26 protein-coding genes are annotated in these 22,879 nt (G+C 41.3%); 11 read left to right on the top strand and 15 right to left on the bottom strand.

Annotated features, from left to right (window positions below; translation table 11 throughout):
- Positions 1 to 100 precede the first annotated feature (100 nt).
- A complete protein-coding gene (locus B1s21160_RS02170; protein WP_095672238.1) occupies positions 101 to 823 on the top strand; it encodes a type 1 glutamine amidotransferase in 723 nt (240 codons plus the stop codon).
- A 1-nt stretch (position 824) separates the two neighbouring features.
- Here the strand turns inward: B1s21160_RS02170 and B1s21160_RS02165 are convergent, their stop codons facing one another.
- From B1s21160_RS02165 to B1s21160_RS02145, 5 genes are all read right to left on the bottom strand, one after another.
- The gene (locus B1s21160_RS02165) at positions 825 to 1,538 is read right to left on the bottom strand and encodes an SDR family NAD(P)-dependent oxidoreductase (RefSeq protein WP_095672237.1); all 714 of its coding nucleotides are present in this window, start codon (positions 1,536 to 1,538) and stop codon (positions 825 to 827) included.
- 1 nt (position 1,539) lies between these two features.
- Entirely contained in the window at positions 1,540 to 3,768 is a 2,229-nt protein-coding gene (locus tag B1s21160_RS02160; RefSeq protein WP_095672236.1) for an alpha-amylase family glycosyl hydrolase, read from the bottom strand.
- A gap of 5 nt (positions 3,769 to 3,773) precedes the next feature.
- On the bottom strand, positions 3,774 to 4,751 hold the full coding sequence (locus tag B1s21160_RS02155; protein ID WP_095672235.1) for an ABC transporter permease: 978 nt from the start codon (positions 4,749 to 4,751) through the stop codon (positions 3,774 to 3,776).
- Positions 4,748 to 5,509: an ATP-binding cassette domain-containing protein gene (locus tag B1s21160_RS02150; RefSeq protein WP_095672887.1), complete on the bottom strand. Its 762-nt coding sequence runs from the start codon at positions 5,507 to 5,509 to the stop codon at positions 4,748 to 4,750. Before B1s21160_RS02150 ends, B1s21160_RS02155 begins: the two co-directional genes overlap by 4 nt.
- A 99-nt stretch (positions 5,510 to 5,608) precedes the next feature.
- On the bottom strand, positions 5,609 to 6,610 hold the full coding sequence (locus B1s21160_RS02145) for a substrate-binding domain-containing protein (RefSeq protein ID WP_095672234.1): 1,002 nt from the start codon (positions 6,608 to 6,610) through the stop codon (positions 5,609 to 5,611).
- 283 nt (positions 6,611 to 6,893) lie between these two features.
- On the opposite strand from B1s21160_RS02145, the gene B1s21160_RS02140 reads away from it, so the two are divergent.
- The 6 genes from B1s21160_RS02140 (at position 6,894) to B1s21160_RS02115 (ending at position 13,253) form a co-directional block, all read left to right on the top strand.
- The gene (locus B1s21160_RS02140; protein ID WP_095672233.1) at positions 6,894 to 7,682 is read left to right on the top strand and encodes a FadR/GntR family transcriptional regulator; all 789 of its coding nucleotides are present in this window, start codon (positions 6,894 to 6,896) and stop codon (positions 7,680 to 7,682) included.
- Between the two features lie 4 nt (positions 7,683 to 7,686).
- On the top strand, positions 7,687 to 8,868 hold the full coding sequence (locus tag B1s21160_RS02135) for a mandelate racemase/muconate lactonizing enzyme family protein (RefSeq protein WP_095672232.1): 1,182 nt from the start codon (positions 7,687 to 7,689) through the stop codon (positions 8,866 to 8,868).
- A 28-nt stretch (positions 8,869 to 8,896) separates the two neighbouring features.
- Positions 8,897 to 10,825 carry a beta-L-arabinofuranosidase domain-containing protein gene (locus B1s21160_RS02130; RefSeq protein ID WP_095672231.1) on the top strand — a complete coding sequence of 643 codons (1,929 nt, stop codon included), beginning with the start codon at positions 8,897 to 8,899 and terminating at the stop codon, positions 10,823 to 10,825.
- Positions 10,826 to 10,839: 14 nt separating this feature from the next.
- Positions 10,840 to 11,604 (top strand): SDR family NAD(P)-dependent oxidoreductase, encoded by a 765-nt coding sequence (locus B1s21160_RS02125; RefSeq protein ID WP_095672230.1) that lies wholly within the window; start codon positions 10,840 to 10,842, stop codon positions 11,602 to 11,604.
- Between the two features lie 11 nt (positions 11,605 to 11,615).
- The gene (locus B1s21160_RS02120) at positions 11,616 to 12,449 is read left to right on the top strand and encodes an EamA family transporter (RefSeq protein ID WP_095672229.1); all 834 of its coding nucleotides are present in this window, start codon (positions 11,616 to 11,618) and stop codon (positions 12,447 to 12,449) included.
- An 81-nt stretch (positions 12,450 to 12,530) separates the two neighbouring features.
- A complete protein-coding gene (locus B1s21160_RS02115; RefSeq protein ID WP_095672228.1) occupies positions 12,531 to 13,253 on the top strand; it encodes a hypothetical protein in 723 nt (240 codons plus the stop codon).
- Here the strand turns inward: B1s21160_RS02115 and B1s21160_RS02110 are convergent.
- Genes B1s21160_RS02110 through B1s21160_RS02100 form a run of 3 tightly spaced genes read right to left on the bottom strand, consistent with a single transcriptional unit; the run spans position 13,246 to position 16,788 of the window.
- The gene (locus tag B1s21160_RS02110; RefSeq protein WP_095672227.1) at positions 13,246 to 14,646 is read right to left on the bottom strand and encodes a DNA cytosine methyltransferase; all 1,401 of its coding nucleotides are present in this window, start codon (positions 14,644 to 14,646) and stop codon (positions 13,246 to 13,248) included. The genes B1s21160_RS02115 and B1s21160_RS02110 overlap by 8 nt on opposite strands.
- A 39-nt stretch (positions 14,647 to 14,685) precedes the next feature.
- Positions 14,686 to 15,222, bottom strand: a complete 537-nt coding sequence (locus tag B1s21160_RS02105; RefSeq protein ID WP_095672226.1) for an HNH endonuclease — start codon at positions 15,220 to 15,222, stop codon at positions 14,686 to 14,688.
- Positions 15,223 to 15,240: 18 nt separating this feature from the next.
- Positions 15,241 to 16,788 (bottom strand): ParB N-terminal domain-containing protein, encoded by a 1,548-nt coding sequence (locus B1s21160_RS02100; protein ID WP_095672225.1) that lies wholly within the window; start codon positions 16,786 to 16,788, stop codon positions 15,241 to 15,243.
- Positions 16,789 to 17,054: 266 nt separating this feature from the next.
- Here B1s21160_RS02100 and B1s21160_RS02095 point away from each other — a divergent pair, with 266 nt between their 5' ends.
- Positions 17,055 to 17,261 (top strand): hypothetical protein, encoded by a 207-nt coding sequence (locus B1s21160_RS02095; RefSeq protein ID WP_095672224.1) that lies wholly within the window; start codon positions 17,055 to 17,057, stop codon positions 17,259 to 17,261.
- A gap of 11 nt (positions 17,262 to 17,272) precedes the next feature.
- On the opposite strand, the gene B1s21160_RS02090 is transcribed toward B1s21160_RS02095, so the two are convergent.
- The 6 genes from B1s21160_RS02090 to B1s21160_RS06335 form a co-directional block, all read right to left on the bottom strand.
- Positions 17,273 to 17,761: a hypothetical protein gene (locus B1s21160_RS02090; RefSeq protein ID WP_095672223.1), complete on the bottom strand. Its 489-nt coding sequence runs from the start codon at positions 17,759 to 17,761 to the stop codon at positions 17,273 to 17,275.
- Between the two features lie 37 nt (positions 17,762 to 17,798).
- Entirely contained in the window at positions 17,799 to 18,593 is a 795-nt protein-coding gene (locus B1s21160_RS02085) for a zinc ribbon domain-containing protein (RefSeq protein ID WP_095672222.1), read from the bottom strand.
- Positions 18,594 to 18,644: 51 nt separating this feature from the next.
- Positions 18,645 to 18,782: a hypothetical protein gene (locus B1s21160_RS06345; protein ID WP_190276965.1), complete on the bottom strand. Its 138-nt coding sequence runs from the start codon at positions 18,780 to 18,782 to the stop codon at positions 18,645 to 18,647.
- The gene (locus B1s21160_RS02080) at positions 18,775 to 19,392 is read right to left on the bottom strand and encodes a DNA-3-methyladenine glycosylase family protein (RefSeq protein WP_095672221.1); all 618 of its coding nucleotides are present in this window, start codon (positions 19,390 to 19,392) and stop codon (positions 18,775 to 18,777) included. The genes B1s21160_RS06345 and B1s21160_RS02080 overlap by 8 nt, the downstream gene beginning before the upstream one ends.
- A 685-nt stretch (positions 19,393 to 20,077) precedes the next feature.
- A complete protein-coding gene (locus B1s21160_RS06340) occupies positions 20,078 to 20,227 on the bottom strand; it encodes a hypothetical protein (RefSeq protein ID WP_190276964.1) in 150 nt (49 codons plus the stop codon).
- A gap of 91 nt (positions 20,228 to 20,318) precedes the next feature.
- Positions 20,319 to 20,507 (bottom strand): hypothetical protein, encoded by a 189-nt coding sequence (locus tag B1s21160_RS06335; RefSeq protein WP_095672220.1) that lies wholly within the window; start codon positions 20,505 to 20,507, stop codon positions 20,319 to 20,321.
- A gap of 402 nt (positions 20,508 to 20,909) precedes the next feature.
- Here B1s21160_RS06335 and B1s21160_RS02065 point away from each other — a divergent pair, with 402 nt between their 5' ends.
- Positions 20,910 to 21,395 (top strand): YqhA family protein, encoded by a 486-nt coding sequence (locus tag B1s21160_RS02065; RefSeq protein WP_095672218.1) that lies wholly within the window; start codon positions 20,910 to 20,912, stop codon positions 21,393 to 21,395.
- Between the two features lie 120 nt (positions 21,396 to 21,515).
- Positions 21,516 to 22,280, top strand: coding sequence for a hypothetical protein (locus B1s21160_RS02060; RefSeq protein WP_095672217.1), 765 nt, complete (start codon positions 21,516 to 21,518; stop codon positions 22,278 to 22,280).
- A gap of 35 nt (positions 22,281 to 22,315) precedes the next feature.
- On the opposite strand, the gene B1s21160_RS06330 is transcribed toward B1s21160_RS02060, so the two are convergent.
- Complete coding sequence (locus tag B1s21160_RS06330; RefSeq protein WP_190276963.1) at positions 22,316 to 22,471, bottom strand: hypothetical protein; 156 nt, start codon at positions 22,469 to 22,471, stop codon at positions 22,316 to 22,318.
- A 194-nt stretch (positions 22,472 to 22,665) separates the two neighbouring features.
- On the opposite strand from B1s21160_RS06330, the gene B1s21160_RS06475 reads away from it, so the two are divergent.
- Complete coding sequence (locus B1s21160_RS06475) at positions 22,666 to 22,797, top strand: hypothetical protein (protein ID WP_257789496.1); 132 nt, start codon at positions 22,666 to 22,668, stop codon at positions 22,795 to 22,797.
- The last annotated feature ends 82 nt before the right edge of the window (positions 22,798 to 22,879 follow it).

Genomic DNA, 22,879 nt, shown 5'->3' with positions numbered 1-22,879 from the left:
CAGATGATGAGGTGATTCTGGGTAAGTTGACTGCTGTACTGCGCTCTATCTAACACCAAACTTCAGATTTTAATTAGATATCTACCGTAAAGTTCTCCAAATGCGCGCTCTATTCATAGAACATGATCATGTCTCACTTGGTGGTCCTATTTGGCGTGCCTTTGAAAAATTTGGGTATGAGATTGAAAGATTTTGTATTGTGCCGGAGGATAAATTTGCCACCCCAAATGTTGAGGTAAACCTGCCAAACTTTAATCAGTACGATGTAATTATTCCGATGGGAGCACCTTGGGGTGCTTATGAGGATGATCGAATTGGCAACTGGTTACTGCCAGAGTTAGCAGCATTAAAACAAGCACACAATGATGGGATACCAATCTTTGGTATTTGTTTTGGTGGCCAATTAATGGCCAGAGCATTAGGTGGCTCAGTGGCTAGATCTGCCAAGGCAGAGCTGGGTTGGTATGAGATTGAATCTGATGATAAAACTTTTATTCCCACTGGTCCCTGGTTTGAATACCACTGGGATCGCTGGACACTGCCAAAGGGTGCAACTGAGATTGCCAGAACTGAGATTGCCAGCCAAGCATTTGTAATGGGGCGAACACTTGGTGTGCAGTTTCATCCTGAGATTGACCCACAAGTTTTAGAGGCGTGGCTTGCCATGGAGGGTGGTTGCGCCGAGGTTGAAGCAGAAGGTGTTGATGTCGCCCAACTTCGCACGCAAACTGCGGATCAAAAACTGGAGTCTGATCGACGAGCATTTGAATTGGTAGATACTTACTTGCGCAGAGTTGCAACCGCACCGATTGAAAAGGTCTAAGTTAATTCTTAATTAAGTAACCACCATCTGCCACCACAATTGAGCCAGTTAAAAAGGATGACTCCTCACTTGCTAAAAAGTAGATTACATTTGCAATCTCTTGTGGTGTTCCTACACGGTTAAGCGCATGCATCTGCTCAGCCTCTTTTCGGTAAGCAACTGGATCTGGACTTAGGTTTAAACCAGCAACGGTAAATGGGGTCTCAATCCAACCTGGTGCTACCGCATTTATGCGAATCTGCGGTGCTAACTCAAGTGCTAATGCCTTAGTCAGTGAGTCAACTGCGCCTTTGGTTGCCACATATGCTGCGTAGCCACTGGTGCCAATCTGGGCAGAGATTGAACTCATATTTACAATAGCAGCTCCCGGTGCTTTTCGTAGATAAGGCACTAAATGTTTTATACCAATCACCATCGCCACCACATTAACCTCAAACATATTAAGCCACTCACTTTTTTTGGCATCATCAATTAGGTCAAAGTAATTCCTACCAGCGATATTTATTAAGCTCGATACCTCAAGGCTGTTTTGTTCAATCACAGTTGATATTTTCTGCCAGGTCGCCTCATTGGCAACATCACCTACTACTTGAAAATCAACGCCTTTGATCTCTTCGCGATCAGTCGCCAACACTTGATAACCCTTGGATTTAAATAAGGTCGCAGTTGCACTACCCATGCCACCTGCTGCGCCAGTGATTACTACAGTTTTCATCTTAACCAATCTCAAACTCTACAACTGCACCGGAAAATGGTGGCAGTTTAATCTGGGATGAGTCAACCACAATTGACTCCCCAATTTGCAGTAATACAGATTTAAGTTGGTAATTTGCCTCATTTTTCAATATCAAAGATTGATCGCTGAAGTTGACCAGGCTGGCACTTACCTGTTTATCAAGGGAACGTGAGATGGCAAATAAACCATCTGGATAAGATGAGGCAGTCCACCAATTAATCTCACCCGTTAACCAAATCTTTGATCCCTTCACCTTGGCTAATTTGGGCAGTAACTGTTCAATCCCAATCTCACCTCCTGAAAACATCATAAAAGGACCAGGCAGTGAGCCAAAGATTAAGGTTAAAAGTTTGACTTTAGTAATATCAAATTGTTCCCTTCGCCATTTTCTGCCCCAACTTGGCCACCAAAATGTGTCATGGGAGTCGATGTGATGGGCGGTTAATGAACCATTGGGTAAGAATCTATCCCGCTCAGCCACCCAAGCGGCTAAATCCTTGGCTCCCCTTATCCCCCAAGCAGATTGCGCAGCGGAGTCAGAGATTGCAGTTACCAACCACTGTTCATCGTAGTTGTAATTTAAATCCATCGCCTGTCTAAATACATGACCAGATGGTTCGGTATATAACAAAGATTGTGGATTAATCCTTTTCATTACTGGACGCAGGCGATCAAATAATCCTATGCATCCTAATGCGGAGGCACCAGCTCTACCTCTTGCCCAGGAAGCCCAATTTGGAAAATCATTATAGGAAGGGGCATCAAATCTAAAGCCATCAATATTTAATTCCTTCATTAAAAACTCACAGGCAGAGATAAAGTAGTCCTGCCATTCAACGTTACGCGCATCAAAAGCTTTTGTGTAAACACCCTGCACTACCCCAGCTGAATCCCTATAAAACCAATCTGGATGTTGGGCAATTAATGGTGAGACTGCAGGACTTCCCTCATACCAATACTTTTCAAAATCTAAAATATGACGGGACCAGGCAATTAAGTAGTTGTGCCAATCCTTAACATCAGCGTTGAAACTATCACCAGTCTCAGATGAGATTAAATCAGCAAATGGTCCACTTCTAACTCCATCGGCAGCAATCTTAATAATCTCTTTGTCTAAAACACCATGCAACAAAATATCTAAAATTACTTTTATTCCAAGCTTGTGGGCTTTTTGTACCAACTCTTTAATATCTGCTTTGTTACCGTAGGAGGTATCAATATCCCAATAATCATGGATGTTATAACTTGGATATGGCTGTTTGGGCATTAATTGAATACAACTAAATCCAAACTCAGCAATTTGCTCTAAATCATTAATTAGATCGCGCACCTGCGGATATGGCGAGTAATGATTAACCTCATTAAATACCGAGAAACCAATCTGGGCCTCATAGATCATCGCCCCATCAATCCAAGTTGGCGGATTATTTGGCGATACATAACCATCTTGACGCAGCCAATCTTGAAAAACCTCGCCAAAAGTTTCATACCCTGGCACAGATAGATCAAGCTTGCAGAGCTCCAATTCAACCCCAGTCACCTTTGAAAGATCTGAGCCAAAATTGGTATCAATTTTTAATTGAATCTGACTCTGGCCACTACTTTTTATTGTCAGCTGTGGAATCTCGACTCGATTACTTGGCCAGATCGCAACTTGTCCATTATTTTTTGAAGCCAGGTGAATCACAGAGCTAGAGCCGCGCAGACCACCAACTGGTGAGATACCGACCTCAGCATTAAGCGTTGAGATTGGCAAATCTTTGCGCAAGCCATTACCAGGCATGTTAATAATCCAATTATCTGCTGGTAATTTAATTTGAAATTCTAAATTAATATCTCGGATCAACACACTCTGTCCCCCAGGAAAGTAAATTGCAAAGGAGGTAGCGGCAGATTGCCGATCAAGGCGATAAATTAACTCAGCCTTTATGGAGTCAATACTTATTGGCAGATGCCAAATGATTCCATTAATTCCCTGGCTAGAAATTGGCGCTCCGGTAGCGGTAACTGCTGATTGATTTTGGCAATCAAAGTACTCCAGCCCACCAGTTGCAGCCCGTCTCTCACCACCGCCGGTTTGCAGATTTATGCTGATATCAAAGCTGACACCTCTTGTCACAGCAGCTGATGAATAGGTGAGAGCAGTTAGAAGGCCGCTCTTATCATCGACTTCAATCTGATGATTGGACTCTAAGTGATGTAACTTCACAAAACTTATCTAGTTAATCGTCCGGAGAACTTTCGATGACCAAGTAGTGATAAGACAATTACCAATCCAAAGCCAAGTGAGGTCCACTGACCATCTAAGCCGGCAGCAACCACACCAGTTTGAATAAAGACCACAGTTGTAGCACCAATTACTAAGCCGCCAATAGTTCCCTTGCCACCAGTAACTGGTGTGCCACCAACAAATACTGCAGCTAAGGTTGGAAGCAGATAAGCCTCACCCAAGGTGGAGAAGTAGGTGCTGAGCAAAAGAATACCTAGAATGCCAACAATTGAGGCACACAATCCAACCAATGCAAAACATAGAATCTTAGTTCGCTCAATATTTACACCCATCGCACGACCTGCCTCTGGGTTATCTCCTGCTACTCGCACATGTAGACCAAATTTATGTCGGTGGAAGATCATTCCCAACACAAAAGCAATTGCAAACATCCAAAACATCTGTGCTGGAATTGGCCCAAATGATCCAACTAAAATTGATTTGATTTTACTATCATTTAATCCCTCTAAGGTTCTGACCTCACCATTATTTAATACATTGGTTAGACCAATCAAGGCAAAGTTCATACCTAAAGTTGTTATCAAAGAGGAGAGGCCAAGTTTTGTTATTAGGTAACCGTTTAATAAACCACAAGATATTCCCACCGCAACTGAGAAAATTGCTGCCAAAATAAAGTTTAAGTTAGTTTGTTGCAAGGTCCAAGCAAAGGCCAATCCTGATAATGCAATAATCGATGGAAAGGCTAGATCAATCTCACCAGCTGCGGTGACGAAAACTAGGCTCATACCCATAATTGCAAAGAGCGGTAATGATAAGAAGACCGCAGAGTAAATGCCGATATTCAAAAACACCTCTGGAGATGATGCTATGAAAGCGACCATCATGACAACAAAAAATATAAATGCACCTAAGACTGGCTTTAATCGCTCTGGTATTAAAACGCCTTTTTTCTGCTCACTCATGACTTGATATCCTTTTTCGCAAATTTATGTAATAGAGCAATGAAATCATCAGCACTCATCGATCCCTTTGGTCCATCAAACACGATCTTTCCTCGCTCTAAAATTACAAATCGATCTGCCACCGCATGGGCATCCCACGGATTGTGGCTAATAAAAATTACTGACTTGCCTGACTTCTTTAAGTTGCGAACAAACTCTAAAACCTCAGCAGCTTCAGTCAGCGCCATTGCAGTTGTTGGCTCATCTAAAATTACTAATCTTGATTCAAACAAAATCGCGCGGGAGATAGCGACACCTTGACGCTCACCACCTGATAATTTATTTACAGATGAATAAGGTGTCCACACCTTTGAGGTGTAACCAATCTTTCGCATTAAAGATTCAGTCTCTTCAATCTCTTTTTTGCGATCAATAAAACCAAATCGGTTGGTGATTTCCCTGCCTAAAAAAACATTGTCATAAATTGTTTGTTGTTCAGAAAGTGCCCGGTTTTGATAAACCGTCTCAATTCCTCTGGCTCTAGCCTTAGCTGAGGTCCAATTTTTTACTTCCGTGTTATCAACCATGATCTGACCTTTATCATCTGGTCCTTCAGTACCAGAGATGATCTTGGTTAGCGTTGACTTACCAGCACCGTTATCACCAACTAGGGAGACAATCTCACCTGGATAAAAATCTAAATTTATGTCCTCTAGCGCATAAACATTGCCATAGGACTTATTTACATTTACTAATTTAACAATTGGTTGATTACTCACAGTGTTATCAAACTCTCTATTAGTTGCCTTGTCTAGCAATAATTAAAAATTGAGCAGGCAGTAGGAAGGAGTCCTGCCTGCTCAAGTGTTACCTAGGTCTTAGCGGAATCCTTTTGGAAGCGCTGCGACTACTTTGTAGTTAGCGGTTGTAACGAAACCTGATGAGGTGTCGACGCTAGTTTGTCCTAAGCCATATTGCTTGGCTAGACATAGTGAGATAATTGGCATGTAGCCCTGCTTAAATGGCTCTTGGTCAGCAGTTAGCTGAATATAGCCCTCTTCAAAACCTTTAAGCACAGTATCGCCAAGGTCAAATCCTGCGGCCTTAACTTTTCCTGGCTCAAGTTTTGCAGCTTTGAAGTAGTTGTTCATATTTCCAAGAATTGGACCTGCAGCAACAATTAGCTTGAGGTTTTTATTCTTTAAAATACTTGCAGTTAAGGTAGGCGTAACTAAGTTTGGATCTCCGGCAGCATTTCCAGCAAATGCCTTCAAGTCAAGCTTTGTTACCTTAACGCCAGCTTTTTCTAAAGTGCTGACGGTGCCATCTTCGCGATCAGAACGTCCAGGAACACCAAATGTTCCAATTACAATTGCCTGATCACCTTTCTTCAAACCGAAGTCTTTAACAGATCTTGCAGCTAAATTATTACCCATTAGCTTTAGATTTGCACCGGTGAATCCACCATTTACAGTGGCAATTGACTTAGGTGCAGGCACGTTAGAGAAATCAACAAGAATGCCAGCATCTTTTGCAGCCTTTGCAGATGGCTGAATTGCAGCATCACCTGGGTGACCCATAAATGAGATTGCATCTGGCTTCTTGGCTATTTCCTCTTTAAATTTTTGCACCATAGTTGGGAAATCCCAATTTGATGAAATGATGGTGACATCTGCGCCAGTATCAGCAGCAGCCTGCTTTGCTCCCTTTTCTAAAACATCAGAGAAAGAATCTGCAGTTCCACCTTTAAAATAACTAATTTTAACTCCGGAGCACCAAGTACCAGCATTTGATGGAGCAGCTGTGGTGATCGCAAGAGTCAATGAACCAAGCAAGGTCATCGCAGTTGCGATTGCCGAAGCTTTATATTTACTTTTCATATTGACACTCCCATTTTTTCCTAATAGTCTGACCAGTCTGATAGGTCAGATTAAAGGGTGATGCTTCTCGCCTTTAGACAGGTTGTCAATAGCAACAACGGATTGGGTGGGTTCTTAACCAAAATGTTATCTAGAGGAATTTTCGTCGGAGAATTCGCACATCGCTTGAGATTATGGTTTACAAGTATGTATTTTTCGCTGGGCGCCCAGTCAAATACAAATTTTCGCAAACCACCTCGTGCTACTGCATCTGAGATCTCACTAAATATTGATGGAGGTTTATATGCCCGCATATAGCCAGGATGAACTAGCAAGTGAGCTAACTAATAAATATATTTTAAATGATCAAAGTTCTAGTGGCATGATGCCCTCGGCCAGAATTTTGGCTGAAAAATATGGCGTTTCTAGGTTATTTTTGCGTGAGGTTTTAGCAGGGCTACAAAGACAAGGGTTGGTGAAGGCGGTTCCGGGCCGTGGCGTATTTGTGCGAAAGCCGCATATGTTAGACACAGCTAAAAATGTCCACACAACTTTGCGCCAATCCGCCGCTACTGCTCGACATTTAATTGAGGCAAGAATTAATATTGAAGAACAAACAGTCAGACTGGCAGCACTTAGAGCAACTGATGAAGATATTGCCCAATTAGAGGTTGCGCTTAAATCATTTGATGATGCCACAGAGTTATTAGCACGAGCAAAATCAGATATTGCATTTCACTCATTAATTGCTAAAGCTACTCAAAATCCAGTACTGCAGGTGGTTTTTGGGTCAATTACCACCTTAACCTTTGAAATCATGCTCCGCTCCCTAGCTGATGCCAAAACTATGGCGCAGGGAGCACCACTTCACCACAGCATTTTGCAGGCTATTAAGGCAAAGGATCCAGATAAAGCGGTAGCTGCTATGTGTAAACATCTACATATTGCCGAAGACACCTATGAAAGTGATTTTGATATCCCCCTCTCTGATGTGGCTGATCGAGTTATTAAACAAAGCTTTGGTGCTTCAATAAGTATTCACGAAGTTTTAGACGCTGCACTAAAAGATTACTCTATGGATATATTGCGGTAGGAAAATGAAAATAACCTCTGTTGAAAGTTTTGTTCACCCAGATTTTCCAAATATCATTTATGTGAAAATTGGCACCGATGCTGGGGTTTATGGCATTGGTGAGAGTTACTACTTTGGGCGAACTGTTGCCACATTTGTGGATGAGTTTGTGGCGCCAACTTTAATTGGATTAGATCCAGCAAATATTGAAAACATCAGTCGAAAATTGACCACCTACGTTGGCGCTTTATCATCTGGAGTTGAGATGCGGGCAAAATCTGCTGTTGATATCGCACTCTGGGATATCAAAGGAAAGGTTGAGGGCAAGCCGATCTATCAATTACTTGGTGGACAAAGCAAAGCGTTAAGTATTTATAACACCTGCGCAGGTAGAGGGTATATGCGCAAATCAGATCAAGATAGCTCAGCTTGGGGAATTTCAGATAAGAATGATCAGTATGAGGATCTACAAGCATTTCTAACTGATGCTGGCTCACTTGCTAAAGAGTTACTAGCTGAAGGAATTGGCGGGATGAAGATCTGGCCATTTGATACCTACGCTGAAAAAAATGATGGCAAAGATATATCAGATGAGGATCTTAAAAAAGGATTGATCCCACTACAGAAAGTAAGAGATGCTGTTGGGGAAAAGATGCAGTTAATGCTTGAATTGCACGCACTTTGGTCCCCGTTGGCAGCTAAAAAGATATTTGAGGCCACAAAGGATTTAAAGCTAACCTGGATTGAAGATCCAATCTATCCAGATCTACTAGATGATTACGCACTCCTTCGCAGCAAGGGGTATGCCCCAATCGCCCATGGTGAGACTGTTACTAGCATGGTTCGAGTTGAAGCACTTCTTAAAAATGATTACATCGATGTACTCACCTTAGATCTTGGTTGGTGTGGCGGCTTTACCCAAGGTATTAAATTCACGCAAGCAACAAAAAAGTATGGCAAATCAATTGCCCCTCATGATTGCTCAGGGCCAATTGGTTTAATTGCTGGCGCTCACCTTTCTACTGCATATGAGAACGCACTTGTGCAGGAGACTTCAAGAGCAAGTCTTCGCACCTGGTATCCAATGATTGTGACAACACTTCCCACAATTGCTGATGGCAAAATCTCACTAAGCCAAGAAGCTGGCCTGGGTACAGATTTAACCTCAACATTTACCTCCGCGGCAAAGTTTGCCAAGCAGGCCTAGCCAAAATAAATCGAAGGGTAAATAGATCATGACCAAGAGCAACCGTGCCACCTATAAACCAGTTCCAATTAACGCAGTTAAAATTGGTGGTTGGTTGGAGCAACAATCATCTTTAGCGATGAAAGGCTTCATCGGCTCACTCCCTTTGATCAGCAAAGAGGTATGGAGTGATGTCTTTGCTAGCGGCCAACTGGGAATTAAATCAGCTTATGGAACTGGTAATAATGTTGCCAAGGTTGAGTGGTGGAATGGTGAGAGTGAAGGAAACTGGCTGATCGGTTGGATCGGACATGTATTACTTCATGGCAAAACAGCTGAGATCGAGCAGGTAAGAACTTATTTAAATCGAATTCTTGCTCAACAAGGCGCAGATGGTTACATCGGAATGTTTACCGCAGAAGCGCGTGCTAGCCGAAACTTTATTGTGGGAGATCTTTGGACCCAAAGCAGAGCAATCTTGGCACTACAGCTGTGGGCAGATTACACAGATGATAATAAAGTAAGAGATTGTGTATCTAAGGCGTTGGATTACACCATCGATCGTTACCGAAAATCAGATAAGAATCTGCGCTTTAACGCACCATCAGGGGATAGTTGTGGCGCGGGCCATGATCTTATGTTTATGGACGCACTAGCTGAGCAAAGCAGACAAACTGGTGATTTAAGATTTATTGAGTTTGGCAAAGAGTTATACGCTGATTACTCAGCAGGGGTTATGGATTGGCATGAAACTGATGGCCAACTGCAAACACTGCTCTCTGATGAACCAATTGTTGGCCATGGCGCTCACGCCGTTGAATTCTTGCGAGTGCCACTAGCACTAGCAGAGCACCTAGGAGATGAGCAGTATTTGAAGGCATTTAAAAATGGCATGGTAAAGATTGAACGGGCAATTGGTATTGGTGGCGGAGTTAAAAGTGATGAACAAATATCCTTACCTGGCATTGAGTGCATACCACTTCCTGAAAATGGTTATGAAATCTGCACTATGTTTGAAATGATCATCACCCTTCTTGAATCGGTGCGCTTAACCGGTGATTTTCACTACCTTGATTTGGCGGAAAAACTCTTCCTAAATGATTTCCAAGCAGCTGTTACAAATGATGGCAGACGAACTGTCTACTGCATGGCGCAAAATCAGCCAGCTGCAACTCATCAGATGGGAACACGTTGGGATATCTCACCCACCCATGATGATGTGGCGGTCTGTTGTGTACCAAATGCCGGCAAGATCCTGCCGATCTTCGCCCGGCGAATGCTTGCCCAAGCTGATGATCTAATAAGTTTTCAACTCTACGGTGCGATGGCCGCAACTGTGCAAATACAAGGTAAAGAGGTATCAATTAAACAAGTAACCTCATATCCATTTGAAGAAAGGATTACTGCTCACATCAGCGCACCAGAGTTGACCTTTACAGCAGAGTTTCGAATCCCTGCTTGGTGTAAGAAGGCAGCAATTAAAGTAAGCGGCGCCAAAGATGTTAAGCAGACTCAGTTAGCTGATCGCTTTCAAGTCACCGCTACTTGGGGTGCTGATTCAAAGGTTGAGATTGATCTGCCACAAGAGTTAACTCAGCGCACCATTTCTGATGGCAGATATGTCTTTGATGTTGGTCCGTTAGTTTTTTCAGTTCCAATCCAACATGTCGCAACAGATTACCGAGAGTACAAACTGCCAGGATATGCCGACCAAGATCTGGTTGCAGTAAATGCAAAATGGATGTTTCCACCAGCATTTCGAAAGGCAGATCTTGCTACCTCAAAGGTAGAGCGCACCGCACTGCCTGAAGGCAGCTATCCGTGGAGTGATCAACCAAGTATTTCAATATCTACAAATTGTTGGAATCTAAACCCACACGCAGATGAAGGCTTAGATGTAAGCGCCTTTCATAAGGTCAAACTAGTGCCAATGGGAACCACCGTTCTGCGTTGGACGGCGTTTCCGCAGGCGAGATAGGCTTCTTTCATCTCATGAGTAAATCACAACATGTATTAGTCACCGGTGCTGGCGGTGATATTGGCTCTGCAATTGTTCAACACTTTCTAGATGAGGGTGCAACTATTACTGCAGTTGATATCAAATCAGAGGGTGAGATACTAAAACGGTACTCACCTGCAGATCATGGGCGAATCAAAGCCGCCTCTTTAGATCTATGTGATCAGGCTGCGGTTACCAAGCTGATCACTTCCGGTGCACCACTTGATTGCGTAATTGGCAATGCTGGCGTTGGTGGCACTGCCGCTTTTGTTGATATTGACCCCACCTTTTGGCAAAACACCCTTGATGTAAACCTGACTGCAAACTTTATTCTTGGACAGGTGGCCGCAAAGCACTTCATTAAGAATAAAACAGCTGGACGGATTGTCTTTACCGGCTCCTGGGTTGGCTCAGTGCCATGGCCTGAGATCACCGCATACACCGTCTCAAAGGCAGGACTTGAGATGTTGGCAAAACAAATGGCTAGAGAGCTTGCAGTCCATGGAATTAGAGTAAATGTGGTGGCACCAGGAATAGTTCGCGCCGGCCTTGCTGGTGAGTTACTAAAAACAGATCCGGTATATACAAAGCGTGCTGGCAAAGTTGTTCCTCTTGGTGAGTTTCAAACCGCAACTCAAGTTGCAGATGTGGTGGGCTTCCTATGCTCAACAGCTGGTGATTACATAACTGGCACAGTCCTACTAGCTGATGGTGGCTGCTCACTCTTTCAATTTGATTCAGATATCAACACAAAGTAATTAAGTAAATAATGATTGGTGAGATAGCCTCCTTTTCTAATGCACTAAGTAATGCTTTCACCAACACTCTTGGTGGTAAATCAACTCAAATAAGTAGCTGGCGCAACACATTACGTGCCTCTAGCTCAATTGCAATGGCAATTATTTCTGTTGTAATCCTCTTTAATCTAAACACCATCACCTTAAGAGTGGTTTTAATTGGCATAGCCGCCGGCTTTATCGGCGGGCTAGGCCTTCCCTTTATCTACCAAGCATTCTCAATTGGCTCAGTCTCATTTGTATCCCCAGTTGTGGCATTGGTGCAATCATTTAACTTAATCCTCTTTGCTGTCCTAGTTAAAGATGAATCAATCTCTTGGACCTTTCCAATTGCAACAGCTTTAGGCGCTCTTGGTTTATTTCTAGCCTCTCGCACATCAGCAAGTCATCAGAAGGCGACATTAAAAGTATTTGGCCTCACAACAGCTGCAGCATGTTGCTTCACCGGCTTTTCAGTATTGATGACAGAAATAGATGAATCCCAAATAATTGCCGCCCTCTTTGGCGCAAGAATTGGTGTTTTACTTGTTTCACTCATCTTTTCTCCAAAGAGTGCTCAAAAACCACAATCAACTAGCTGGAAGAAGTACGCACTTCTTTCTGGCTCATGTGAGATGCTGGCAAATCTATTTTTCATGATTGCCATTACAAACCTAGAGTTAAGCAAGGTTGGTGTCTTTATGGCATCAGCCCCTGCCCTATCTGCCTTAATTGCCATAAAGCTAATGAAGCAAAAACCATCTATTGCCAACTGGTTAGGAATTGCAGCTACCTCATCGGCGCTGGCGATAATTGCGTTGAATTAAGCGAGAAATTTAAAAGTCTAAAACTCACCTAAAACTCGTTTAACAAAGTAAAGTGGCTTACCTAGGTGTTTGGAGAGTCCTTTGAAACTTGAACAAGTACTAGAGCGCTTTGCTGAAGGTTTAGTTGCAGTGGATTCCACCACAACCCATAGTTCGGCTAATCAAAGAACTGGAGAAGTTTATCTACCTGGCGTGAAAACTCTACGTGAACCAGTGTTCGTTAAAGAGTTACTAGATTGGTGGCGGACAGCATACAAAAGTGACTTTAATCCAAAAGATGCCAGCAATATAGAAGTTCCTTATCCCGATGTTGCTCGCGCTAAATGTGACCTAATTTTTAGTACTGATGGATCAAGTTTGCAGAATCCTGAATGGGCGATTGAAGTGAAACACATTGCACTGGTGGGGAATAACGGAAAAAATAATGATTACGGAGTGCCTAAAATTCTCTCACCATACCTAAAAGACAGATCACTAATTCATGATATTAAGCGCATGCAAGAACATAAAATTGGCAAAAAACAAGCTGTTATCGGATATTGTTTCGAGTATAACTATAAAACTTGTGATGAAGCGTTAACTCATCATTCTCAATATGAAGAATACATAAATAATGTTAGATCCGTATGCAAAATTAATGGAGCTAGTAATGGTGAGTTGTCAGTAATTCCCATGGCAGAATTTGCAAATGAGATTTTTGTGTCAAAAAATTTAGTGAAACCGATGGTAATTCGTGAATTTAAGAATGCTTGGAGACACCCCTGTGGTGGAAGCGGTCATATATTCGGTTGGGAAATTATTTAATTAGTCTTAGTTGGGTATATTCGTTTAAATCAATCGGTTCAGTACTGGGTTTATAACTGTGAAATATTTCATGACTTTCTAAAACTGAATCTGGATTTGTTGGGGCGCCAAGAATGGATCGAGTCAACTGAGGCATATCACCCAATAAATCTAAGTCTCTGATTACCTGTGCTTTAATCACATTGTAAACAGCGCCCACATTAACTCCATTGCCTAATTGCTTATATGTTAATTTGTCCGCCTGATCGACAAAATCAAACCAATCAGGGAGTCCTTGAAGTCTTGCTCCTTCTCTTACTGTAATTCTTCTCTTCTGCTTACCAATGATTGAAGTTTGTGTAATGGCAACTAATGCAGGTACATAGGTGGCTTTTTTCGCCCTAATTCCAGAGGGCCTAAAATGCATTATTGCTTCCCACAACGTTTTTGTATCTTGAGCCTGCCACTCAAACATTCTTCTACTAGGTGGAAAATGTTCCAAGTGATTCCATTTTTTAAGCCATTTGTTAAGCACAGTTTTATGCTTTGTGTAGAACTCAGAATTCTTCCGCAAAAAATTTTCTTTCCAATCAGGAGTGCCTCTGGGAATTTTCAAGTCTTTTTCAAGTACCCAATCATCTGCCCAGATTGGGAAGCCAGGTAAAGGCTTATCTCCTAACTTTCCCCTCATCAAAACTACGAACTCATTCCAAGCTTCAATCCACTCTATTTCAGTTTCATTCAAGGCAACAGCTTTTTTACTTTTAGCATCACTCAGTTTCTCTAAAGGCAAGTCCTTGCTTAAATTCCATTTTTGTGGATCCCAATACTTTTTTACTGAATCAAGACTTGGAATCTCTATGTTGTATTTAAAGTTAGGTATTCCTTTCGGAATCCTGGTCGCAGCTATAAAAACTCGATCCCTAACCTGGGGTCTGCCACCAAACTCTGGGTTAATTAGGTGAGGTGAGACAACCATTGGTTCTTCGCTCACTCGGTAGCCTAAATCTCGCAGAGTTTTGATTATAACTTTCCACTCGTGAATGTGACGCGGACCAGCAATGTTCCTAACATTTTCAAGCAAAACCAGAGTTGGTTTTCTCGCTTCAATTATTTTTGCTATGTTCCAAAACAAAGTTCCTCGAGTTTCTTCCATGCCCATTTGTTTTCCGGATTTACTAAATGGTTGACATGGAAAACCACCAACCAAAACATCGTGTTCTGGCACATTCATAACTTCATCATTTGCAGCAAGCGTTATATCGCCGTCAGGTTTTAAATTCCAATTTCTTTCGTATATCCGCGCTGAATCTTTATCCCACTCAGAGGCATAAACACATTTCCCGCCCATTGCACCCAATGCAGCATGGAAGCCCCCTATTCCCGCAAATAGGTCAATAAAAGTAAAACTCATTGCACTAACCTACAGGACTAGCCTGTCAATCATTTGAAATTACTTACTTTTGAGTTGAGTTTCTGGGAAATAAAACTTTAATTCTGACTTAGTCCTTGCGCACGCTATCAAAATTTCTAATGAATTTCTCACCCACTTGTTATGTTCAAACAATATCTCCCAAGGCATCGTATGTATATCAGTAAATTTCATTATGTTGTGCTCATCGCAAAGATATGTTGCATTTTGAAAGTGCGTAGCTCCTCCCCTACTCCATGGGAAAATGTGATCGGTATGAATGATTGCATTGCTAACTGGGCACTTGTAACCCCAGTACTTTTCAGAAGCACATGGTTGAGCAACTGGACCAGACGAAAAGGATTTTGGGCCACGTGGATCATTACTTGCTAGACTTATATCTAGTTGTTTATACCATTTTGGGTGTAACAAAACTAATAACTCTGGTAAACCCCACTGTTCATTTGATTCTAATTCTAAGAAACTATCGATCCAACTCTTGTCATTAGAATCATCAAAAAATTTAAGATACCGGTAAGAGTATTCAAATCTCTTTTCTAAAACACCAATTTCAAACATTTGAAATACTATAAATTATTAAAATTTTAATGTTAATGTCTTTAGGTAACTTAAGCCTCCATAAAGATCAAATTTAAGTTCTAGGTCAATCGAATCTTTTCGTTTCTCTAGTTCTGCATCTCTAATCAATCGACCTTTTTTGAATTTATCCAAGAAATATGATGCATCGTAAGGGGCTTTCTTATTTCTAATTTCAATTGAACCTATATTCTTGCAAGGAGAAGTAATCTTTATGAATCTTGCATTCTTGGCTATGGATTGTGAAATTTGACTTGAACCCTGTACTGGAATTTGATACTGATTATGCGACTTTGCAATTTTATTTTCCATCGCATCAACTTCCCAAGTTTCAAGAACTATAAAACCACCATCGCCCTTCAAATATTGAACTAAATTTTTTGCTCCGTTAGGGATAGCCTTGGTACTAAATACTTCTCTGAAACAATCAAAAGCAATTTTCTTACTCGCATTACCTGCTGCACCACTTGTAGTTACAACCCAAGATTCAACATCCCAATCCGTTTCGGCGAAATTAAGATCTTTTAGAACCATTTCCCAATCTTTTGGCACTTTATTTGTGATTAAGTAGGCACAAACCCCTGCTATAAAACCTTCTTTAAAATATTTTTGCTGAGACTTTCCGTCACCGAAAAATGCTGACGAGTTTTTATTCGTGCTGTGTATTTTCGACAGCGCATAAACTGCGGATCCAATTGATTCTGCAACTATTTCTTCACTTAAATTTGAAGAATCACTTCCTGCAGCTGCATAGAAACTTTTCTTTATCAGTTTATACAATTCCTCAGCATCAAATGCAAATCCGCCTTGTACTGGATCGTCTGCCCAAAGATTGGGATTAAATCCAATCCTATTGTGAAATGGATTTGTATTTCCATTGTATGCCTGTGCTTGACACAACAACGCCGTTGTTCGCATTGCTCGCCAATCAGGACTGTCTTTCTTAAACGGTTCTAATTCAAAAACAAATTGCATCCAAGCTTTGTGAACGGATTCTAGAGCTGTTGCTTGTGTTGTAACCTGAGCGAAAATTTTTGCAAGTATCTCTGATCTATAAGACCCTGTCTCGCTATATAAAAGAACAAATGGCAAGATATTTGTTCCTTTTCTCGTCTTTGCTAATCCTGCAAGTCGGTGCTGACCGTCAATAATCCACAGTGGTCTCAGATTGGTACTACTTTCAGGTATATCAATAATCACTTCATATAAAGATGTTGTTGCGCCGCCAGGTGTAACAAATTGTTGTACTTGAATTTTTGAGTCAGGATTAACCGCTAGTAAAATTGGATTCGGCATTATTTCCTGGTCATCTTCAAATCTTAAGGTTATTTGATCTGCTTTCTCTTGATCTAAAGGCCTTTGCCAATGAGTGGAAGGTGGTTTCAGTATTTCATCAACGATTTCCCGGTGAGGTGTTTGAACTTGAAAACTTGGTGCCACGGCAACTTTTTCTAAGCTTGACGCTTCTCCTGCTCCCAAATAGTAGGAATACGATTTACCACCTTTTTCTATTGTGTACTTCTGACAAATCAAACTTAATTTGCTCATTTCAATTTCTCATTTCTTGAATTTCATTCACAGCACTTGAAGATCCGGTTTGGTTGTTTTCTGCTAAATTTTCTAAGTACTCTCTCATAGGCCTATTGTGCCGGTTATCACTGACAGTCACCAGCCCTATACTTTTCATAGGTCAAGAACTAAGCGTTAAGCCCTTTAGCTTGCTTAGTACCAACCGCGCCTAACTACGCACGGTGGTTCTAAAGGAGGACCTGCTGATGATGAAAGACACCATCAGATGAAGCAGGAGGTTAATAATGGGATCAATAATCCTTACCGGAATATCACATGGAAAACATCAATTCTCACTTACCTATCCAGAGGTTGAAGGGGTAGTTATTTGTATGGCGCATTGCAAATGCGGATATGAGGTTGAGATCATCAACTTTAGAAATTATGGCGGTACTAAAGATCTACAAATGAAGTGGGAGAAACATATTGGGACTTGGAAAGGGTGGATCTAGAAAGACTTAAATTACTTTTGTAGTTGATCCCAATTTTCAAGATATTTCTTCATCCAGCCATCAGGAGCAGCCTTAATGTTTACTAAAAACTTTGGTTTAATCATTCGCCACATGTTATTAGTCCGCTTGGTGCCGTCTCGCATAGGTTTTTTCATCCATGCTTTGTCTGCCTCGATCAAAACCTGAGCAACTTTCTTCGCTGGTACCACATAGACTCTTTCAGGAACGGACTGTAAGTCAACAAAGCAATACATTAAGTTGGCCGAAGTTTCTGTCATGTGCTTGTCATCTAATTTCCACCCACCATCCTTTGCACCTTTAAGTCGAGATTTAACTTGGATTAACCAAGGTGTGCCTCCATCAAGTGGATGAACAATGATGTCCGCTTTACGTGTCCCTTGTGGTGCTTGTGCTGCAAGAATTCCAAGTTTCAGTAATCGAGATAAAACTAAATGTTCACCAGCTGCGCCAACAAGTTGAGTTTGAATTTTGCTAGTCATTATCTGATTCCTTCCCTGTTTTACTTACTTGATAAATCTATTCACAAGCACTGCTCAGTACCGCCCCAGCAGAGATGTCGATATCACTAAGAATTACATTCACATATCGGCCAGGTGCGAAAAATCCTCTATTTGTATAGGCAGCTAACTCTTCTATGTAATCAGCTGTATTAATAATCAGCGCAGATACCACTGCGCCTGAATCCCATGTAATACCTTTGGTAGATATCTCGTCGGCAATTCCTCTTAAGTCATTTGATGCTTGATCTGAATACTCATTGAGATCACTGAGTGTCATGTTGTTATTGACATTACGCCACTTAGTGATGAAGTTTTGGTAAGAAATTACAATATCTCCAATATTTTGACAAACATAGTTTGCACTCACCTCTTTAGGTTGATCATTAACCTCTTGTTGAGTAAGTGATTGATTACTATTTTCTGAATTTTTACCAAGTCCTGGATTCAAGAAGTAAATAACCGAGCCTATGATCAAAACTAAAATGCCAATTCCAATTCGTATCGATAACTTCTTGAAGTAATCCCATTGCAGATCAACATAATCTTGCTCAGATTCCTTTATAACCTGTTCCCTATCAAGCTCTGGATATTTATTTAACTCATCCTCAAGTGCTTTTTTATATTTTGCTTTAGCTTTCTCATCTGAACCAATAGCGTTTCGATACCAGTCGGGAGCTTTGCTTAATTTTTCATTATCTTCTGGGATTGAGGACTTATTTTGAAGATCTGATGCCGTGCTAACTATTTGACCGCATGCAGAACAGAATTTGGCTTGCGAGCCGAGATTGCTACCACATTGTTCACAATACATACAGTGAAATTCTAGTCACTTTTAATAATTGATTCTTGAGCGTAATTGGTGTTAGTCACTTTTATTTTCAATCCCCTTAACCTGCGGCGGCAACACCAGCTTTGGTTTATCTCCCTCTCCCTCTTTTAACTCACTCTTTATTGCTTTGATGGTGGCAGGGATGCCATTTTCATAGGAACAGCTACCCATCCACCACCCTCCAGCAGTACCAAGCCACCACACTTTCATAGCCAGCAAACTTGTGCCCCTGAGTTGCTAGCTTCTCAGGGGTGATCTCACTGCGCAGCTTGTGGATTCTCATCCAGCCACGCCTAACCCCAAGATCTAAGATGGGCCAGATATCTAATCTGCCAAGATGAAAGATTAAAAACATCTGCGCAGTCCAACTGCCAATGCCCTTCACCTGGATTAGCTCTTTTTCTATCTCTGCATTTGATAATTTACTAAACCGATCAAAGCTTAAGGCGTTAGATTGGGTGAGATCAGCTAGATCTAATATGGCAGATGTCTTGGCATTTGATAAGCCAACTGCTTGGAGTTTTTTATGCCCAAGTTTTAATATTACCTTCGCCTCTACCTTGTTATTACAGGTGGTAATTAACCTATTACTAATGGTGGCAGCTGCTTTGGTGGCGATCATCTGGGAGATAATTGAGTGGGTTAAGGTTTCAAAGTGGGAGTACTTAGGCTTTGATAAGCCGATATCACAAAGGGGTGAGTCCTTGACCACCGCTTTAAAAGCAGGATCTGTTTTGAGCAGCTGTTTTATGATCTGCTTCATTTGTAATTCTTTGCTCATGCTTTTTCACTCATGGGGTAATACTGCCCTAATCACTGACAGTGACAAGGGCGGTATTATTTGGAATTAAGTTGCTAAGGCCAAGTGTGAGAGTGATTAAAGATTGGCACGTAACCTTAGCGAGATCAGTCAGTTTTTTTTCTTGCCTTCTGCTTCGTCAATTAAGCGTTGGGCTGTCGCTTCGAGGACTTTATCTATATATGTGGTAAAAAAGTAACCATGAGGACATCTTAGTACCCCAGTGAATTTCATCGGACTACACTCTGTGCATCTCCATTTCATATCTAGTCTCTCTCTTCAAGTGAATAATCAGATCTTGACTACTCACTGGAACCATACGCTCCGCTTCAGTTGAATTCAAGAGGTGCAAAAAAGGTTTGACTGCCTCTCAATCCTCTTTTGGGTAAAACCTGCTGAGTTATGCGGTTTCCCGTTTAAAGAGCAGTGCTCAAACCACTACTTGCGTTGACTCTTAATTAACCCTTATTTTTGTGTTGTGAGTAGTACGCCTATGCAGCCACCTGCAAATCCGCACCATATATAACTGTTCATACCCCAAAGCCATATTGCATCGGCACCAAAGAGCACAGTGCCTATTACCCAACCTAAAATAACACAAGCGGCTCTGATTCCAATTATTTGACTATTACTCATCTTTTTATTTTAAAGCCAGAGTTCGTGAGAGTCAATTTTTCTTGTTTTCATTATAAACGCATATTTCCTTCATTACACCGTCAATTTCAACCCAATCGCATGCCATTCCACCTTTTTCCTTGCCACATCCTGAGAGTAAGACGGCTGCCATAAAAGCCAAAACGATAAAGGATTTTTTCATCTCAAAATAGTAGCATTTTAATTATGAGAGGGTTTTAAATATTTGCTTAAGAAAGCAACTCTAAAAACTAGGGCTTCTTTTACGGGTATTCCTATCGACACTCTTCGTATATCTCGGCGTCTGTTGCACCAAGAACTCCTGCTAAACGCGCTTCAAATAATTCCGTGACGCAGCTTTGGTAATCAGTACCGAAATCAGTTGAACCTGATTCTTCCTCTGAAGACTTCCCGCAGGCGGAGAGTAGTAGCGAAAGAGTTAGAATCGCAATTATCTTCTTCATAGGTCAAGCACCCGATTACTCACAGATTAATTCTAAGGTAGTACATGAATTAGTCAACGATCTAACCTTGGTGGCTAAGGAAGAAGCACACGACATATATTTTCAATCTCAGTTGATGAATAGATACCTTTATTCATATATCTTTGTATACAGTCGTAATACTGGTTCATTTTGAATTCATCTGAGTCTTCTGCAGGTGACTGACTTGAACATCCACTAGCCAATAAAGTAAATAGAATGAGAAAACTAAGAACGTTAGAATTCTTGCTCAGAGGTAACTTTCGCTTTTTCATCATATCTGCGTAATCATACTCAACTCTTCCATTTCTGCCCAGACTCACTGAAATAACCTCTCACCCGCCAGTGCCGGGGTACTCCTTAAGCATCTACTACAATTAGCATATGAATAAATTACTTAGCGTGACCAGGTATGCCGTAGTAGTTCCTGCCCTTGCCTCCATTTTAGGTGCACTGCTTTTGATGGCCCAAGGCTCCATTGAGATGGTGATGGTAGTAATGCAGGCGATCTCAAATGAGTTGACCTTAAAAGAGTCAATTGTGGATGTATTAACTGCAATTGATGCCATCTTGCTGGGAACAGTACTTTTAGTAATTGGTTATGGCATATATGAGTTATTTATTGATGCGGAGATTGATGTGCCCACCTGGCTTAGGGTGGATGATCTAGATGATTTAAAATCAAAGCTAATTGGTGTGGTAGTTGCGATTATTTCGGTGGTATTTGTTGGTGTATTTGTTGATTCTAATAGAGCCGATGATGTTATTTCTTATGGAGTAGGCGCCGGTGCTTTAGTTGTTGGACTTGCGATATTTGCCTATGCGACTAAGAAAGAGACTCCGCAAGGTAAAACCAGTAAGGGTAAATAGTCCAGTTACTTAGTTTTTTACCCACAAAATCAATAACTTTCCTTTTATTGTGACTTATACCTTGCGCAACGCCTTGATAACGGGTTTGATATAGGTAAGGCTGAAAATACGGGGAGCTACATGAAACTTTTAGATAATCCAGAAAATCACAAAAATGACCAAGGTTTTAAACTTTTGAAATCTGGCTCGAAAGATGAAGGATTAAGGCTACTCCGGGAAGCTGCAATCGGTGGTCAACCAAATTCCCTTGCCACAATACTTTGGCATTACGTACTTGAGGGTGAAATAAAAACCGCTATAAAAGATTATGAACTGTGCCTACCAAAAGCGATTACCTGGATAGCTGCTGAAAAAGCAAGAATTGATAAATTATGGTTAGTTAGTTCAGGTGATAAAAGTACCGTTATGAATCACTACAACTATCAAGTTGCAAATTCAAAAAGCAACGTTGCCCTTGCATACCTTGCTAGTGGTAAAGAAAAAATTGCAATAGATTTGTGGAATGAAGCCGCTGAGAGTCATGGTCATATTGAGGCTCGTTTTTATCCAATTTTTAACCTATGTAAATCCAATCCAACTGCGGCAATTGGAGTTTTAAAGAATTCCTTTACGAAAGATGAGTTGCAAGATTTGATTGAAACCTTAGTTGAAGTATCTGCTGAAGGATCTGGCTGGTTTGCCAAATGGGCCAAAGATGGCCTTGATGTACTAAAAAAGGTCTCACAAGGTAAGGGAGCTGGCGTTCAGGGCGCTACAAAGGCTGCTGCTGCAAGTAGCGCCGCTTTTATTGCGGCAAAAAATATAAATAAGTTTGTAAAGGACCAGATGGAAGAGTCTTTAGATGAAGGTGGGGAAGCTTTTGATTGGTTGCAGGATTTATTTTAGAAAGGTTTGAAGTACCTTTGATAAATCAACTGAAACTATTTAGGTTTCACAATCATCGATGCAATAACACCAAACACACCGAAGACTAGTCCGATAACTGCCCAAATGGGCGCGTTCAGGTTCTTCTTCTTAGCTTGACCATAAGCAACAAATGCACAAATGACCCAGAGTCCAACGATGAAAATTTCCACTTTTTGCTCCTTCGCTAATACTTACACCAAGAAAAGTATTTACTTTTCACAATAAAGATATACTGTTGTATTCGTAAATACAACGGCAAAGCGCCCTTATTTTGCTGAGGTCATCTGTATCAGACACGGGAAGGTCGGTTAAAATGCAAGGCTTTGGTGCATTATTATTTTTATGGGGAATGTTAGATTTTATAATGAGTCAGTCTGGCGTTGATGTTTACTACGACTGGCTGGGTATTTGGCTACCAGATTTAATCTATGATTACTCACATTGGATGGCTATGGCTCTAGGGCTTACATTGGTTGGAGCTGGACAGAAAAAATAGATGCCTTTAAAGTCAGAAAAATTGAAAGTGGTGCACTAGATGGCATTCTTTATAAGTACCTGTCCTACCAAACACAAATTTG

It is taken from the genome of Candidatus Nanopelagicus hibericus (genome assembly GCF_002288005.1).
Classification (GTDB): domain Bacteria; phylum Actinomycetota; class Actinomycetes; order Nanopelagicales; family Nanopelagicaceae; genus Nanopelagicus; species Nanopelagicus hibericus.
This window is presented reverse-complemented; position numbering and strand designations above follow the sequence as displayed.